Genomic DNA, 16,524 nt, shown 5'->3' with positions numbered 1-16,524 from the left:
CAGCGCCGTTCCCCCGGGAGCGGCGCTGCTGTCGTGAGCGTTGTGCCGCCTCTCGCTGATCGAGTAGCCCGCGGAGCGGGCGTATCGAGATCCACCGGCGTCAGAAGTCGAGATCAGAAGCCTCATCGACTGACGCTGGTGGGTCTCGATACGCCCCTGCGGGGCTACTCGACCAGCGGGCTGGCGGTGACGGAGGAGCGCCTCAGGTCGTCGGTGTCCAGATGCGCATCGTGGAGGGGCCGCGGTTCGCCCAGCGGTAGTAGGGGCGGAGCTCGGCCGAGAAGCGCTCTCCGGACTGAGCGGAGACGTCGTAGGGCCAGCCGTCGGCCGGGGCCTCGCGACGCGCCACCGTCACGCGCGCTCCGTCCGCCGTCGCGACCGGCTCGACGGAGGCGTCCAGCACGACGTGCTCCGTGTCGAGGCCGTCGGGCAGGTCGACCGACTCCAGGGCGAGCACGAACGGCCCGCGCTCCACCGCGATCTGGCCACGGGCCGCGTCGATCCGGGGGTGCGGAGTCACGAACCGGGCCGCCATCGGCAGCGACAGCCGCACGACGTCACCGGCCGAGACCTGGACGTCCACCACCGTCAGCCGCGGATCGACGGGTGCACCGTCGAGCACGGCCGCCCCGCGCGCGAACGGAGGGATGCGCAGCGACAGTGCGACACCGGACCCCTCGAGCACGCGCACCACGACCTCGCCGTCACTCGGGTACTCCGACTCGACCTCGAGTACGACGCCGCCCGCGCTCACCCGGTACGAGCCGTACTGGTGCAGCTGCACCCCCTCCTCCGTCGCGGTGGCGAAGCCCAGCTCGACACTCGCGAGCGTCCGCGCCACGTTCGTCGGGCAGCACGACACCCAGAACCACGGTGCCCGGAGGCTCGACTGGGCGCGGTCGGTCTCGACCGACTCGTCGGGCGCGACTCCGTCGACACGCTGCTGCAAGGTGTTCGTGTAGAAGAAGGCGCGGCCGTCCTCGCGGGTCGAGGGAAGCACCGCGTTCAGCAGAGTGCGCTCGATCAGGTCGGCGTACTGCGCGTCGTTCGAGCTCAGCAGGAGGCGCCAGCTGAGCATGTTCGAGGCGATCGCCGCACAGGTCTCGGCGTAGGCGCGGTCCGGCGGCAGCTCGTAGTCGGCGCCGAAGGCCTCGTCCTGATGGTGCGAGCCCATCCCGCCGGTGACGTAGGTGCGGCGCGCGACGGTCGCCGCCCACTGCCGGGTCACGGCCGCCGAGAGCTCGGCGTCCTCCGTCTCGACCGCCACGTCGAGGGCGCCCGAGGCGAGGTACAGCGCCCGCACCGCGTGCCCGCGCAGCACCTCGGCGTCGCGCACCGGCACGTCGTCCTGGAAGTACTCGGGCCCGTACGGGATCGACCCGAGCGTGCCGGTGCCTCGCCGCTCGACGAACAGCCGGGCGAGCTCGAGGTAGCGTCCGTCTCCCGTGGCGCGCGCGAACTCGGCGAGCGCCGGCTCGATCTCGGGGTGCCCGCAGACCGCGACGCGCCCCTCCGGCCCGAACTCCCGGTAGACGTGGTCGGCGAGACGCCGGGCGACCGCCGGCAGCAGGTCGTCGTGCCCGGTGCGCAGACGCGCGACCGCCGCCTGGATCAGGTGCCCGAAGCAGTACAGCTCGTGCCCCCACTCCAGGTTCGAGTAGCGCGCGGGCTGCCCCGGCCGGCCGAAGCTCGTGTGCAGGTAGCCGTCCTCCTCCTGGGCGGAGGCGACGTGCGCAACGAGCGCCTCGTACTGCTCCGAGAGCTCGGGGTCGGCCGAGCGGCCGAGCTCCCACGCCATCGCCTCGAGCAGCTTGTAGACCTCCGAGTCGACGAACTCGATGCCCGCGTGCTGGTCGCCTCCCGCCTCGGTCGACAGAGTGCCGGCGGAGGCGCGGTCGAAGTTGCCCGACCAGCCCACCCGCTCGATCCACGAGAGGCAGTGGCCGATCACCGCCTGCGCGTTGAGGTCCTGGTAGTGCTTCCAGAAGCCGCCGGTCAGGCGGATCTCGTCCTGCCGCAGCGGCCGGAGGAGGCTGCGGGTCGGGGCGACGGGTCCGCCGAGGGCGGTCGTGACGGTGGTGGGCACGGGAGTCTCCTTAAGAGAGAGCGGATCAGTCCTTGACGGCACCGGCGGTGACACCCGCCGAGACGTACCGCTGAGCGACGACGAGGAGGACGGCGGCAGGGATGGAGGCGATCACGGCGGTCGCCATGATCGAGTTCCACTCCTGGTTGTTGTTGCCGATGTACTTGTAGATGCCGAGCGTGATCGGCTGGAGCCTGCCGCCGCTGTCGAGGGTCGAGGCGAAGATGAAGTCCGACCAGGCCCAGAGGAACGCGAAGAGCGAGACCGTGACGACGGAGTTGCGGCTGATCGGCATGATCACCGAGGTGAAGGTGCGCCACGCGCTCGCGCCGTCCATCCGCGCGGCCTGGGTCAGCTCGTCGGGGATCCCCGACATGAACGCCGTGAAGATCAGCACGCCGAACGGCACCGCGATGGTCGAGTCGGCGACGATCAGGCCCGGGATCGAGTTGAGCAGCCCGAGGTTGAGGTAGATGGCGTAGAAGCCCATCGCCATGATGATCGCCGGGATCATCTGCGCGATCAGGAGGACGAACGAGAGCCCCTGCCCGCCGCGCGGTCGCAGCTTCGCGAGCGAGTAGGCGGCCGGCGCCGCGATCGCCACGGTCAGCAGCACGGTGCCGAGTCCCACGATCAGGCTCGTGCCGAGGTAGGGCAGCTGCTCGCTGACGACGGCCTGGTAGCCCGTGAAGGTCGGTGAGAAGGGGAACCAGTCGGGCGGATCCTTGCGCATCGACCCGGTCGGAGTGAGCGAGACGTTGATCATCCAGTAGACGGGGAACAGCATGATCGCGGTGAGGACGATGCCCACGAGCGTCAGCCACCAGGGGCGCCGCGCGGTCACGAGTCGGCCTGCTTGCGCTGGACGCGGATGTACACGAGGCCGAAGACGAGCGCGAGGACGATCAGCAGGTTGCCGACCGCCGCCGCGGGTCCGAAGTCGGGCAGCATCGAGCCGAAGCCGAGCTGGTAGGTCCAGGTCGCGAGCGTGGTCGACGAGTCGGCCGGCCCGCCCTTGGTCATGATCCAGATGATGTCGAACACCTTCAGCGTGTAGACGAGGCCGAGCAGGATCGTGATCGCCGAGACCGGGCGCAGCAGCGGCAGCGTGATGCGCCAGAACTGCTGGGCTCCGGTCGCGCCGTCGAGCGAGGCGGCCTCGTAGAGGTCCTGCGAGATGTTCTGCAGACCGGAGTAGAGGATCACGAGGTTGAACGGGATCCCGATCCAGATGTTCGCGATGAGCACCGCGATCAGCGAGGTCGTCGGCGAGGTGAGCCAGTTGATCTGGCCGATCCCGAACGACTCCAGGAAGGCGTTCACGATGCCGGAGTCGCTGTTCAGCATCCACGACCAGGTCGACGCCGACACGATCAGCGGCAGGAGCCACGGCACGAGGAACAGCGCCCGGAGCGTCGTCGCGAGCGGGAACCGGCGGTAGAAGAAGACCGCCAGCGCCAGCCCGAGGGTGAACTGGAAGGCGATCGACACCCCGGTGAAGACCGCCGTGTGCAGCAGCGCCGGGCCGAACGTCGCATCCTGGAACACCCGGATGTAGTTGTCGAACCAGATGAATGCGGCGTCGCCCTGCACGAACGAGCGGACCGTGTAGTCCTTCAGGCTCAGCTCGAGGTTGCGGTAGAGCGGGAACGCGTAGAAGACGAGCAGGTAGACGACGAGCGGGGCGAGGAACGCCCAGGCGACGAGCTGCCCGGCCTCGGGTCGCCTCCGCCGGCGGGGCGTCTCGATCGCCGACACGGCGGGCGGCGGACCGCTGCGGAGCAGCCGCGTCGTCTCGAGTGATGTGGTCATGGTCTCTCCTTGCCGACGGCACCGGATCGCCGGGGCGATCCATCGAGGCACCGACCCCGGCGGTCGTCGATCACTTCGTGGCGGATTCCGCGGCCGACTGCGCGGCCTTCAGGGCGTCCTCGGGCGACTGCGAGCCGCTGAGCGCGTTCTGCACCGCGCCCCAGAGCTGCTCCGAGATCTGCGGGTACTTCGTGCCGAGGTTGTCCGAGGTGCGGCCCTTCGCGGCCTGCACGGCGGTGACCCACGGCTCGAGGTCGGCGTTCTCGGCGACCTGCGCCTCCTGCGCGTCGGCGGTCGGCGCGATGTACGAGAGCGTGTTGTCGGTCGTCACGAGGTTGTCGGTCGAGGTGAGGCACTCGGCGATCGCCGTCGACGTCTCGTAGCGGGCGGTGTCGTCCTGCACCGGGAGGGTGAGGAACTCGCCTCCGGTCGGTGCGGGGGCCGAGCCGCCGTCCTTCGCCGGGATGGAGAGGATGCCGTAGTCGATGCCCGACGCCTTCGCGTTGGCGAGCTGCCAGGTGCCGTTCTCGCCGAACGCGTACTCGCCGGTCTCGAACTCCTGCCAGCTGGTGGTCTGGGTGTTGCCGATGACGGAGTTGGGCGCGTAGCCCTTCTGCACCCAGTCGGTCCAGAGCGAGACGGCGTCGACCGCCTCGGGCGAGTCGAGCTCGGTGAGCTCGGCGCCCGAGCCCCAGAACCACGGGAGGAACTGGAAGCTGCCCTCCTCCGTGCCGATGCCGGAGAACGTGATGCCCTTGCCTCCGGAGGCGGTGACCTTCGCGAGCGCATCGGTGAGGCTCGCCCAGTCGGTGATCGAGGCGACGTCGACGCCGGCCGTCGCGAGGACGGTCTTGTTGTAGTACAGCGCGAGGGTGTTCGCTCCGATCGGCACCCCGTAGGTGTCGCCGTCGATCTCGCCCGCCGCGAGGATGTTGGCGTCGATGTCGCCGGTGTCGAGTCCGTTGTCGGCGGTGGTGGTCAGGATGCCCGACTCGGCCAGCGTGGAGACCACGGGGTTGTCGACGAGCAGGAGGTCGGGCGAGTTGCCCTGCTGCCCGGCGAGCAGCGCCTTGTTGGTGAGGTCGGTGGTGTCGTAGCCGGTGCGCTCGATGGTGACACCCGCCTCGGTGCCGCACGCGTCGATCAGCTTCGCCCAGTCGGAGGTCTCGTCGAACTGGGGGTACGGGTCCCAGAACGTGTAGGTGCCGCCGGCGGCGTCGGTGGAGGCGCCTCCTGAACCGCTCGCGCAGCCGGTCAGCGCGGCCGCGGCCGTTCCCAGCAGGACGGCGGCGGCGAGGCCCCGTGCGTGCTTCCTCTTCATCGCGGATGTTCCCTTCGTCATTGACGGGTGTCGGTGCCTGGTCCGGACCGTGAGCCGGACCGAAACTACTTTCTGCGGGTTCACACTAGACACAGGGCGGATGTGATGTCGAGAGGAATGTCGTTTTCGGTCTTTTCGGATCTGTGCGAGGATCGGACCCCGGCGCTCTTCGGCGCCCGAGGGACGGGGGACGCCATCGCCGCACGCAAGCCCGCGGGCACGATCACGCTGTCCGACGTCGCGCGGGAGGCCGGCGTCTCGATCGCCACCGCGTCGAAGGCACTCAACGGCCGCGACCAGGTGCGCGCCGAGACGCGCCAGCGCGTGCTCGACGCCGCAGCGGCCCTGTCGTTCACGCCCAATCCGTTCGCGCAGGCCCTCAACTCGCGCCGCACCGGCACGATCGGGATGCTCACCAACGATCTCGACAACCGCTTCGTGCTGCCGGTGCTGCTCGGCGCCGAGGACGCGTTCGGCGCCGGCTCCACCTCGGTGTTCCTCTGCGACGCCCGCGGCGACTCCGTCCGCGAGCAGCACCACATCAAGAACCTGCTGGCCAAGCGCGTCGACGGGATCGTCGTGCTCGGCCGCACGACGAACCCGCGACCCTCGATCACCGCGACGATCCCGGTGCCGGTGGTCTACGCCTACGCGCCCTCAGAGGACGAGCGCGACTCGTCGTTCACGCCCGACAACGCGCTGGCCGGGGTACTGGCCGCCCGCCACCTGATCGAGCGGGGGCGGAGGCGCATCGCGCTGATCAACGGCGAGCCCAGCTACTCCGCCGCGCACGACCGCGCCCGCGGGGTCGAGCAGGCGCTGACGGAGGCGGGCCTGCCGCTCGTCGGCGGCGACGTGCTCTACGGCCAGTGGTCGGAGAGCTGGGGCCGCCAGTGCGCCGAGACTCTGCTCGACGCGCATCCGGACCTCGACGCCCTGATCTGCGCGAGCGACCAGATCGCGCGCGGCGCCCTCGACCACCTCCGCGAGACCGGCCGGTCGGTGCCGCGCGACGTCGCCGTCGTCGGCTTCGACAACTGGGACCTGCTCGTCGAGGCCGCGCGCCCCCCGCTGACCAGCATCGACATGCAGCTCGAGACGCTGGGACGCGCCGCCGCGGAGGAGCTGTCGCACGCGATCCACGGCCGCGCGACCGCGGGCGTGCGCTCGATGCCGGTGCGGCTGGTGCCGCGGGAGTCGTCGGGCTGACGAACGACCCCGGTCAGCCCCGCAGGGCGAGCAGCCACGCGTAGAGCGCCATCGACAGCAGGTAGCAGCCCGCGATGATCGCGTACCCCGCGACGTACACCCGTGCAGGACGGCCCCGCGCGGTCCACCAGCTGAACCTGCGGAACGCCCACGGCACGAAGATCCAGCCGAGGAGCTGCGTCGAGACGACGTTGCCGATGAACAGCGACAGCCAGAACGGCACGCCGTGCGCGGCGAACAGCGGGTCGGCGATGAAGTAGCCCCAGAGGAACACGATCGGGTAGAGCATCAGCAGCACCAGCAGATTGCTCTTGAACACCGGGTCCGGGACCGGCTTGTCGCGGCCGGCCCAGAAGCCGAAGCCGTAGCTCGCCCGGGTCAGCGAGAGCTGCTGGTTGTACGCCGCCCCGTCGGCGAGCAGCGCCCTGCGCTCCGGCGACTCGATCCAGCGGTCGAGGTCCGCCTCCGTGTCGAAGCTCAGCACGACGACCCAGTCGTCCTGCACGCCCGGGATCGGCCGCTCGACCCGGTGCCCGACGAAGCCCTCGAAGTGCGACTCCGCCGCCGAGATTCGGCGCTGCCAGGCCAGGAAGGCGGCCTCGTGGTCCGGCGCCACGCGGCTCGTGATCAGCACCGAGGCGGCCTCGGCGGGGTGCCTCGCCTCCTCGGTGAACAGGTGGACCGAGTCGTTGCCGACGAGCACGCCCGCCATCTCCTCGAGGAGGCTCGCGCGCTCGGGACTCTGGAGCCAGCTGCGAGCGGCGTCGCGGTCGCGGAAGCGCTCGACGACGATCCAGTCGACCTGGTGCGGAGGATCGGGGCGGAGGACCTCGCGGCCGAGGAAGCCGGGCCGACCCTGGAGACGCTCGCCGACCGACTCCTGCCACGCCTCGTAGCGGGCGTAGTCCGCCTCGGCGAGGCGTCGGTGCGCGACCAGCGAGACGGGAGCCGAGACGGCGGTCGTATCGGCCACCGTCAGGCCTTCTGGTAGGCGAGCTCGCCCATGATCCAGGTCTGATCGACGGCGCGCTCGTCGCCGACCATCATGATGCCGAACAGCAGCTCGCGGACCGCGTCCTGGGTCAGCTCGCCGCCGTCGTGGGCGAGGCTCTGGTGCCAGGCGGAGGCGGGGGGCCCGGCCGTCCAGTCCAGCGCGACGAAGTCGGCCTCCTTGCCGATGTCGAAGCTGCCGACGAGATCGTCGATGCGCAGCGCCTCCGCACCGCCCTTCGTGACGGAGTAGAAGGCGCGATAGGGCGAGAGCTTGTTGCGCTCCGACTCCGCGAGGTCCATCTCGCTGGGCACGATGCTGCCGTCGAGGATCGTGTTGTTGAGCATGCCCACCTTGTAGGCGTCCTCGAGCGAGTTGAGCAGGCTGAACCGGTTGCCGCCGCCCATGTCGGTGCCGAGGCTGAGCAGCACGCGGTGCTCAGGATCGGTCGCCCGGCCCAGGCGGAAGAGGCCGGAGCCGAGGTAGAGGTTCGACGACGGGCAGAACGCGACGGAGGCGCCCGACCGCGAGAAGCGCCGGAACTCGTCGTTCGAGAGCCAGACCCCGTGCCCTCCGGTGAACTTCGGTCCGACGAGGTCGTACTTCTCGTAGACGGCGAGGTAGTCGTGGCAGTCCTGGTGCAGCGCGAGCACGCCGTGGATCTCGGCCGGGTTCTCGGAGATGTGGGTGTTGATCCAGACGTCGGGGTGCTCCTCCTTCAGGCGCCGGCACTGCTCGAGCAGCTCCTCGGAGGCGCCGAAGGCGAAGCGGGGCGTGATCGCGTAGAGGCTGCGCCCGACCCGGTGGTGCTTCTCGATGAGGGCGCTGCTGTCGGCGTAGAACTGCTCGGGAGTGTTCGCGAAGTACTCCGGCACGTGGCGGTCGATGCCGGTGAGGCCGCCGATCATCCGCATGTTGCGCCTGGCCGCCTCCTCGAAGAAGACCTCGTTGCAGGTCAGGCTGCCGGTGGTGAACGTCTGCGCCGTGGTGGTTCCGGAGGCGAGCAGGTTGTCGAAGAAGTGCGTCGTGCCCTCGAGCGCGTAGTCGCGGTCGGCGTACTTGTGCTCCTCGGGGAACACCCACTTCTGCAGCCACGGCAGCAGCTGCTCGCCGTACGCCCCGAGCACCCGGGTCTGCGGCAGGTGGATGTGGCCGTCGATGAAGCCCGGCACGATGATCCGGTCGGCGATCTCGGTGACCGGCACGTCGGCGTGCTTCACCGAGAGCTCGGAGTACGGGCCGAAGTCGACGATGATGCCGTCCTCGAGCACGAGGAGCCCGTCGGCGTGGAACCGGGTCGCCGCCTCCTCGTTCCCCACGTGCTTCCACGGGTCGTCGATGAAGTCGAGGAACGTGCCGCGGATCGCCGTGAAGGCCACTGTGTACTCCCGAGGAGGTGCGCCCGCGCGGAGACGCGAGGTATCGGGCTCAGCGTGGCAGGGGGGGCGGGGCGGGGCGGACCCCCCGTTAAGGCTCGTCGCCCGCGCCGCCGAGAGAATGCGTCGACGCGGAGCTCACGCCGTGCGGTCGCGCCGTCCGAGAGTGAGTAGAACAGCAGCGTCGCCCGACTGCCCTTCGTCGACGTCACCAGCGTGCATCCCGATCCCGAGCGGATGGCAGCCCTCGCGATCGACGTGGCGCACCACCGCCTCGAGAATCCCTACGGTGACACCTGGACGCACACGGTCCCCGCTTCCCTCATCGTCCGCGGGAGCACTCGAGCCGTCTCTGGATGAGCACCCCGGTGCCCTGCGGTCGCGGGGTGCTGGACAGTGGCGGCAGCTGCTCGCCGTACGCCCCGAGCACCCGGGTCTGCGGCAGGTGGATGCGGCCGTCGATGAAGCTCGCTGGTTCGCCGCGGGCTTCGAGCGATGAGAGCCCCATGATCTCGGCAAGAGCTGATTTCCGGTGATCGATGGCAATCGCGACAGCTGGGTGATTCCGGCCCGCACCAGCGATGACATCGCCACCGGCTCGAGATCGAAGCGACTGACGTGCAGTTGACCGACCGCACCGCCCGACGATCAACGCGAATGAAGTGAGCGAGTACGGCGAAAACTTCCGGTAATACAGTTTTCCCTACAGGCTTTCGCCATTGCGCGGTCGACACAAATTCATCTGCGCATCGGATTTTCTTCGTCGTCGGATGCGACGTCATCCAGCCGTCGACCGTGTTGCTCCAGGGCTCGGCGCAGAGCCCGCGCGTCACCGAATCCGGACACATGGGCGATCACCTCTCGAGGAATCCGAGCGCCGTTCTCTGCAGCACTCAAGTACTCGTCGGCCACCTTCAGACGCACTTCTCGCAGAACGGACTTCGGGCTGGTTCCCTTCTGAGCGAATACTCGACGGAGATAGCGCGGAGACACCCCGACGGCGGACGCCAGATCGGCCACCGTGAAGTCCGGAGCCTTGAACTCGCGCTCGATCACGCCGAGAGCCGAGTCGTACAGCTGGGCGACCCTGTCAGGTCGTTCTGCGCGGCGGTCCTCGAGAGTCTGAACGAGAAGCGCCGTCAAGAACGAGGTGAACCCGCGGAGAAAATGCGAGAAGCCCGCTTCTGCGGGTGCGAGCCCGAAGCCCAGTGCGCTGCTCGCAGCGCTGACGACCAGCTGACGGTAGCCGGGGAGCGGTTCGTTCTCGATGAAGCCGGGCGCTACCAACTCCCGGAGTGATGGCGGAAGATCCTCGAGATCGAACTCGGTCTCGTACCGGGCGATCTCGCTCTCCGATCGCATGGTGAACTTCGTGTCGAGAGGGAAGACAGCGAAGCCTCCCGGCCTGAGCTCTCTCGGCCCTTCCCATTCCTCCAGCTCCACCATCGATACACCTTCGATCTGAAGGAAGATGAGCGATGACTTGATGTTCTCGACGTGAACATCGGCGGTGATACTGCTGTGCCAGACTCGCGTGAGCCGAGTACTCGCGTCGAGCATCTCATTCGCGTAGAGCTGCAATCCCTCCGAATCGGATACCGAGACCCCGCGTTCGAGAAACCACTTCGAGCCAGCAGAGCCGCGCAGCGACGTGGAGGTCACTGGAGATGCAGGCATAGCGGCACTCCTTCGTGAGGAGCGCGTCGGGTCCTGATCGACCACCAGTCGGTCGAGGCGCCTCTCAGGTGAGAAGTCAATCAGTGCGCTCCGCGCGAACTCGCAAAAGGCCAGAAGCGGACCAGCGCATCGGCCATTTGCGGTCCAATACCAGAAGAATCGTCAGGAAATTCGCGAGATTCCGTCACGATCTGTCCGTTCCCTTCCCACAGATCCCAACGGAGACGACAGTGACCCATCGCGACACGCCCAATCGAGACATCAAGATCGGTGAGGACTGGACAGTCCCCAACCCCGACGGAGTCGGCCGACGCACGATCGTGCAGGGATCGGTCTGGACGATCCCCGTCGTCGCGATGGCGGTGGCGACGCCGGCTTCCGCCGCGTCCAACCAGCCCACGCTGGCGTTCACCCAGCCCAGCTACTCCGGCGTCGCGTGCGGAACCATCTCGGGTGTGCAGGTGCGACGCACCACCGACGGCGCTGCTCCGGCCGCCGGAGAGCTGATCAGCGTCACCCTCACCGACGGCTACACCTTCGCCGGCGGCTCGACGACCTACTCGGCACCCGCCGACGCGAACGGCACCATCACGCTGCCCGACATCACGGTGCCGATCGGCGGAGGCGCGACCACCTTCAACGCGTCCTCCGGCACCCTCACCGACACCGCGCCCGTCACGGTTCCTCGCGTCACCGTCGCACACACCTACACGTCGGACGGAGGGAACACCACGTACTCATCAGTTCCCGCTGACGCCACCACTGCCGGCTGGACGTCCTACCTCGCCCCGAACGGCGACCTCTACTACGGCAACAACGTCATCGCGACGAACGTCACCTCCGCCGACGTCCAGCACGACCAGGCCACCGCCCAGGACTTCATCACCTACGTCTCCAACGGCGTCGGCTACACGAGGTCGGGGCAGCCCCTCGGCGCCCCGGCCGCCTACACCAACGTGCCCGCCGGCTCCAACGTCGTCGGCTGGACCACCTGGCTCGCCCCCAACGGCGACCTCTACTACGGCAACAACGTCATCGCCTCCAACGTCAGCTCCGCCAACGTGCAGCACGACGCAACGTCCTCCCAGGACCTCGTCACCTACGTCTCCAACGGCGTGGCCTACACGAGGTCGGGCCAACCCCTCGGCACCCCGGCCGCCTACGCCAACGTACCTGCGGGCTCCACCGTCGTCGGCTGGACCACCTGGCTCGCCCCCAACGGCGACCTCTACTACGGCAACAACGTCATCGCCTCCAACGTCAGCTCCGCCAGCGTGCAGCACGACGCAGCGACCTCCCAGGACTTCGTCACCTACGTCTCCAACGGAGTCGCCTACCGGAGGTCGGGCCAGCCCCTCGGCACCCCGACTGCCAGCCCCAGCGTCCCGGCGGGCTCCACCGTCGTCGGCTGGGCCTCCTACCTCGCCCCCAACGGAGACCTCTACTACGGCGACAACGTCATCGCCTCCGACGTCACCTCCGCCGACGCCCAGCACAGCGAATCCACACCCGCCGACTACCTCACCTACGTCGCGGAGGCCTGCGCCTAGTCGCCGTCTGAAGCACCTCGAGGAGGGACCTGACACTCGTCAGGTTCCTCCTCCTCTTCTCGCGGTGCCCGTCACTCCGGCGACCGACCCGGTGTTCCTGGGTCCGCCGGAAAAGGAATCCCCCTCATCCGGGTTGACCGAGTAGTGACTCCGTCCCGCGTTCGGGCGACTGATTTCAGTGAGACTGGCCTCATGCATCCGGTTGACCAGTCAGCGACAGCGGCGCGATTGCGGGCCGCGACCTCGGGCGCGGATTGGGCCGCCGTCGTCGCGATGATCGACCGGAGCTGGGTCGAGCTGCTGCAGGAGTTGCCCGACGAACTGCTGGCCGCCCTGGACCAGGTGCCGAGTACGGTCCTGAACGGCCGGCCGCGGCTGCGGTTCGCACGCGAGCACCTCCGGATGCTCACCGGGCAGCATTCCCCCTCCACCTACCGCCTCATCACCACGACCGCCGATCCTGCTGACGACATCGACAGGCTCGCCCTGCTGACCGCGCAGATCATCGCCGCGCGAGCCGCCGGATCAGGTGACGACGTCATCCGCCTGATCGCGATCGCGCACGACCTGCGCCGACGGCAGTCGATCGAGTCGACCCCCGCGCTCGCAGGCGCCCTGCCCGAGATGCTCTACCAGTGGGGCCTCGCGCTCGAGCGCTCCGGCGACTTCGAGGGTGCGCTGCTCGACTACGTCGAGAGCTTCGACTGGGCCGCGACCGTCGGGCACCGGATGATGCAGCGCGCCGCCGGGGGCGCGCTCGCCTACGTGCACGCCCTCCACGGCCGCATCGCCATGGCACAGACCTGGCTGGACAAGATCCCCCCGTCCACACCCCAGGACTGGTGGGAGCCCGCCTACTGCCTGCAGGCGCAGCTCGCGGAGTCGCTGATCCTCTCCGCGCAGCTGCGCCCGCCTCCTCGTCAGGACCTGCTCGAGAGCGTGGACGCGCACGAGCTCATCCAGCACTGGGCATCCGCGTTCCTCGTCCGCGCGATCACCTGCCGAGAACCCCACGCCGCACGCCGCCTCCGCAACGACCTCGACGCCTTCCTCACCTCCCTGCCCCCAGGCCAGAGACACGACCCCGTCAACACCGCCCAGGTCGACCTCACGCGGCTGCTGCTCTCGGCCCGCGCGTGCGAGCTCGGCCACCACGATCTCCTCGACCGGCCCACCACGACTGCGCACCTGCTGCGCCAGGCACCCGCCGCCGTCCACGCCATGCGCCTCGCCCGGTACGGCAAGGCCGGCCTCGCTCTCCGGATCGCCGCGCCCCTCCTCGACGTCGACGGCTCCCGTCCCCGCATTCTCGTGCCCGCTCTGCTCGCCACCGCCATCGCGACCACCGATACTCCCCGCCGCCACGATCTGCTCACCGAAGCCGCACTCGTCGGACACGCCCACCAGCACTTCGACCCCTTCGCCTTCCTCCCGCCGGACCTCCGCGCCGAAGCAGCACGCCTTCTCGACGCCCTCGGCGACACCGACGTCGCCGAACGACTCCGAGCACCCGAGGTTGAAGGGCGCTTCCTCCCCGCGACGCTGACCCCCCGCGAGCGCCTGGTCGCAGAGCACGCCGCCGACGGACTGAGCAGCACCGAGATCGCCGCCGCGCTCTCCGTCAGCGTCAACACCGTCAAGACGCAACTGCGCAGCGTCTACCGCAAACTCGGCATCACCTCCCGCGCCGAACTCCGGCACCTCCACCAAGCCGATCCGAGCTGAGCTGAGCTCGAGAGTCCCCACCCGGCGAGGTCGCAGCTCCAGCCCTCCGCTGTCGCTCCTGCGCCGGTTCCCTGCCGTCGTCACCGCGGTGCGCCCGGCGCGCGCCGGCAGGAGCCGGGTCGCTCTCCGAGTCGCGGCGCCACTGCTGAACGTCGACCGCTCCCGCCCGCGAGTGCTCGTACCCGCCTTGCTCGCGACCCACGACTCGCCGGCGCGTCAGCCCCTACTCCGGCATCGAGAAGTCCGCGAAGTCGAACCCCGGCGACACCATGCAGCTCACCACCGCGTCGTCGCGCGAGGGCAGCGTCCGCTGCCACACATCCGCCGGAACCACGGCCTGCACCGGCAGCCCCTCGTGGGCAGACCCCAGCACCACCGTCTCGCCGTCCACCGGCTCAGTGCCGAGGCCGCCGTACTGCAGCGCCACCCGCCCGGGCCCGTTCCAGATCCAGCTCTCGGTCGAGGACACCCGATGCCACGCCGAGCACTCCCCCGCCGGCAGGAGGAACACGATCAGCGTCGCCGCCGGCCGCTCGCGCACCGAGCCGTCGGCCCCCACGAGCCGTACCCGCTCCGGCGACTCCCACGTCCGCCGGTACCAGCCGCCCTCGGGATGCGGCTCGAGCCCCATCGATACGGCGAGCGCCGGGCGGCGCACCGTCTCGAGCACCCGGCCGTCGACGCTCAGCCGGTCGACCACCTCGTTCGTCAGCTCTGCCATCGGACCTCCCCCGAGATGATCGTGGCGAGGGCGGATCCCTCGCCGGATTCGACGATCGCGGCGACCACGTCGTCCGCTGAAGAGCCGTCGATGCCCAGCACCGCGAAGTCGGCGAGCAGTCCCGGCACCAGCGTGCCGAACGACTCCGCCTCCCCCATCGCCACGGACCCGCCGAGCGTCGCCGCCGTGAGCAGCCGCTGGTGCAGGTCGCGCTCCGCGTAGCCCTGCGCCCGCGCGACCCGGTAAAGCTCGGCCACGTCGCCGAGCAGATCCAGCGACGGAGTCGACGACAGCGAGTCGGTGCCCACTGCGATCGCGTTGCCCTCGCGCAGGTAGTCGGCGACCGGGGCCTCGTCGAGCCCGATGACCGCGTTCGAGCGCGGACACAGCGCGACGGAGGTGCCCGTGCGGCGCAGTGTGGCGCGGTCGTCCGCGTCCACGTAGATCCCGTGCGCGATGTGCACGTCGTCGCCGAGCGCGCCGATCGTCTCGGCGTAGGCGACCGGGCGCAGGGCGCTGCCTCCGTTGCGCAGCAGGTGGAACCCGTCGTAGCCCCAGCGCCGCCACTGCTCGGCGAGGTCGCCGCGACCGTGCATCGTGTACTCCGCCTCCCACGCCGACTCGGCGAGGTGCAGGTGCCGGCGCACGCCGAGCTCCTGCGACAGCGGGGTGAGGTCGCTCAGCACGGGAGTGTCGAGCGAGTACGGCGCGTGCGGCGACAGGCCGATGCGGGTGACTCCGGAGGTGCGCACCAGCTCCGCGGTGATCGCGCGGCCGCTCCCCCGCCAGTCGTCCTCGAGGAGGCTCATCAGCTCCCAGTAGGCGATCCCGTGCACGCCGCCCGCCTCGAGCACGCCGAGCGCATCCAGGTCGGTGACGATGTCGGCGATGGCCGTGGTGCCGGTCGAGACCGCGATCTCGAGGCCGGCGGCCGCCGAGGCTCCCCAGTCGTGCGGCTCCTCGTAGACCACCTGGAACGCGCGCGACCAGTCCTCGAAGCCGTCGTAGCGTCCGGCGCCCACCGACGCCATGCAGGTGTACTGGAGGTGCGAGTGGGCGTTGACGAGGCCCGGAACGATCGCGCCGCTCCACTCCGTCACCGTCGCGCCGGGGTCGAGCGCGCGCAGCTCGTCGCCCGTGCCGACCGCGACGATCCGCTCGCCGCGCACGAGCACGCCGCCTCGCCGGATCGGCTCGCCCACGACGGGCAGCACCCACGGGGCGAGGTGCAGCACCGCGCTCACGGCAGCCACGCCGAGGGCATGAGACCGGCGATGCTCGCGACGCTCGCGGCCACGGCGAGCAGCACCGCGACTCCGGTCACGACCCAGTCGGCCGGGGTGTAGCGGATCTCGCGCAGCCAGGTGCGCTTGGCCGTGCCGAAGCCGCGCAGATCGAGGGCGTCGACGGTGTCCTCGGCGTCGACGAACGAGGTGATCGTCACCGGCACCATCAGCGGCGCGATCTCGCGGAGGCGGCGCACCGGGTTGCGCGTCGCCGACCGCTCGTAGCCGCGCAGCCGCTGCGCCGCGGCGGTCTCCTGCAGGTTCGCCGCGGCGCTCGGCAGGAACTTGAACGTGAGGTCGATGCCGTACGCGAAGCGCGCGGGCAGCCCGAGCCGAGCGAAGGCGACCGCCAGATCGCCGGGCCGGATCGCGAACGCCAGCGGGAAGCCGACCGCGACCAGGGTGATGAAGCGCAGCAGCAGGTTCACCGCGTACGACACCGCCCCCTCCGTGATCGGCAGCCCGACCAGCGGGACCGTGAAGAGGGTCGCGCCGGTCTCACCCGGGCTCGTGGCACCGACGATGAGTCCGTTGATCCCCGCGAAGACCACGACGAACACGGCGACGACCGCCCAGTTCGTCCGGACCTCGCGGAACGGGATCCGCGCGCTGAAGTAGTACGCCAGCGCCACGACGAGCAGCGCCGCCATCCACCGCAGATCGCGCACCTGGCTCGCGGCGACGACGAACATCACCGGGACCAGGATCAGCACGCGCGGATCCCGTCGGCCGAGGAAGGAGTCACCGCCGAGATACCGAGGCGATACCTC

13 protein-coding genes and 1 pseudogene are annotated in these 16,524 nt (G+C 69.8%); 4 read left to right on the top strand and 10 right to left on the bottom strand.

What is annotated here, in order from left to right:
• Positions 1-202 precede the first annotated feature (202 nt).
• The 4 genes from GRS92_RS11065 to GRS92_RS11050 form a co-directional block, all read right to left on the bottom strand.
• On the bottom strand, positions 203-2,086 hold the full coding sequence (locus GRS92_RS11065) for a glycoside hydrolase family 127 protein (RefSeq protein WP_159856197.1): 1,884 nt from the start codon (positions 2,084-2,086) through the stop codon (positions 203-205).
• Between the two features lie 25 nt (positions 2,087-2,111).
• A complete protein-coding gene (locus GRS92_RS11060) occupies positions 2,112-2,930 on the bottom strand; it encodes a carbohydrate ABC transporter permease (protein WP_159856195.1) in 819 nt (272 codons plus the stop codon).
• The gene (locus GRS92_RS11055) at positions 2,927-3,898 is read right to left on the bottom strand and encodes a carbohydrate ABC transporter permease (RefSeq protein WP_159856193.1); all 972 of its coding nucleotides are present in this window, start codon (positions 3,896-3,898) and stop codon (positions 2,927-2,929) included. Before GRS92_RS11055 ends, GRS92_RS11060 begins: the two co-directional genes overlap by 4 nt.
• A 70-nt stretch (positions 3,899-3,968) precedes the next feature.
• Positions 3,969-5,219: a sugar ABC transporter substrate-binding protein gene (locus GRS92_RS11050; RefSeq protein WP_159856191.1), complete on the bottom strand. Its 1,251-nt coding sequence runs from the start codon at positions 5,217-5,219 to the stop codon at positions 3,969-3,971.
• A gap of 117 nt (positions 5,220-5,336) precedes the next feature.
• Between GRS92_RS11050 and GRS92_RS11045 the strand changes: the two genes are divergently transcribed.
• A complete protein-coding gene (locus tag GRS92_RS11045; RefSeq protein ID WP_159856189.1) occupies positions 5,337-6,428 on the top strand; it encodes a LacI family DNA-binding transcriptional regulator in 1,092 nt (363 codons plus the stop codon).
• A 13-nt stretch (positions 6,429-6,441) separates the two neighbouring features.
• On the opposite strand, the gene GRS92_RS11040 is transcribed toward GRS92_RS11045, so the two are convergent.
• Both GRS92_RS11040 and guaD read right to left on the bottom strand, forming a co-directional pair.
• Positions 6,442-7,401, bottom strand: coding sequence for an antibiotic biosynthesis monooxygenase (locus GRS92_RS11040; protein WP_159856187.1), 960 nt, complete (start codon positions 7,399-7,401; stop codon positions 6,442-6,444).
• Positions 7,402-7,403: 2 nt separating this feature from the next.
• Positions 7,404-8,798 (bottom strand): guanine deaminase, encoded by a 1,395-nt coding sequence (guaD, locus tag GRS92_RS11035; RefSeq protein WP_159856185.1) that lies wholly within the window; start codon positions 8,796-8,798, stop codon positions 7,404-7,406.
• A gap of 186 nt (positions 8,799-8,984) precedes the next feature.
• Between guaD and GRS92_RS19230 the strand changes: the two are divergent.
• Positions 8,985-9,155: pseudogene (locus tag GRS92_RS19230) on the top strand (substrate-binding domain-containing protein); the annotation flags it as partial.
• A 378-nt stretch (positions 9,156-9,533) separates the two neighbouring features.
• Here GRS92_RS19230 and GRS92_RS11025 read toward each other — a convergent pair.
• Positions 9,534-10,472: a helix-turn-helix transcriptional regulator gene (locus tag GRS92_RS11025; protein ID WP_159856181.1), complete on the bottom strand. Its 939-nt coding sequence runs from the start codon at positions 10,470-10,472 to the stop codon at positions 9,534-9,536.
• 230 nt (positions 10,473-10,702) lie between these two features.
• On the opposite strand from GRS92_RS11025, the gene GRS92_RS11020 reads away from it, so the two are divergent.
• Together GRS92_RS11020 and GRS92_RS11015 are read left to right on the top strand one after the other, a co-directional pair.
• Positions 10,703-12,022 (top strand): hypothetical protein, encoded by a 1,320-nt coding sequence (locus GRS92_RS11020; protein ID WP_159856179.1) that lies wholly within the window; start codon positions 10,703-10,705, stop codon positions 12,020-12,022.
• 192 nt (positions 12,023-12,214) lie between these two features.
• Complete coding sequence (locus GRS92_RS11015) at positions 12,215-13,747, top strand: helix-turn-helix transcriptional regulator (protein WP_159856177.1); 1,533 nt, start codon at positions 12,215-12,217, stop codon at positions 13,745-13,747.
• A gap of 223 nt (positions 13,748-13,970) precedes the next feature.
• Here GRS92_RS11015 and GRS92_RS11010 read toward each other — a convergent pair whose 3' ends face one another.
• The 3 genes from GRS92_RS11010 to GRS92_RS11000 are packed head-to-tail and all read right to left on the bottom strand — an operon-like array spanning position 13,971 to position 16,467.
• Positions 13,971-14,468, bottom strand: a complete 498-nt coding sequence (locus GRS92_RS11010) for a cupin domain-containing protein (RefSeq protein ID WP_159856175.1) — start codon at positions 14,466-14,468, stop codon at positions 13,971-13,973.
• A complete protein-coding gene (locus GRS92_RS11005; RefSeq protein ID WP_235021939.1) occupies positions 14,456-15,721 on the bottom strand; it encodes an amidohydrolase family protein in 1,266 nt (421 codons plus the stop codon). Before GRS92_RS11005 ends, GRS92_RS11010 begins: the two co-directional genes overlap by 13 nt.
• Positions 15,709-16,467, bottom strand: coding sequence for an energy-coupling factor transporter transmembrane component T family protein (locus GRS92_RS11000; RefSeq protein ID WP_159856173.1), 759 nt, complete (start codon positions 16,465-16,467; stop codon positions 15,709-15,711). The genes GRS92_RS11005 and GRS92_RS11000 overlap by 13 nt, the downstream gene beginning before the upstream one ends.
• Between the last annotated feature and the right edge of the window lie 57 nt (positions 16,468-16,524).

This window comes from Rathayibacter sp. VKM Ac-2754, assembly GCF_009807095.1.
Lineage (GTDB): Bacteria > Actinomycetota > Actinomycetes > Actinomycetales > Microbacteriaceae > Rathayibacter.
Note: the sequence above shows the minus strand (reverse complement) of the source record. Positions and strands in the feature narration are given on the sequence as shown.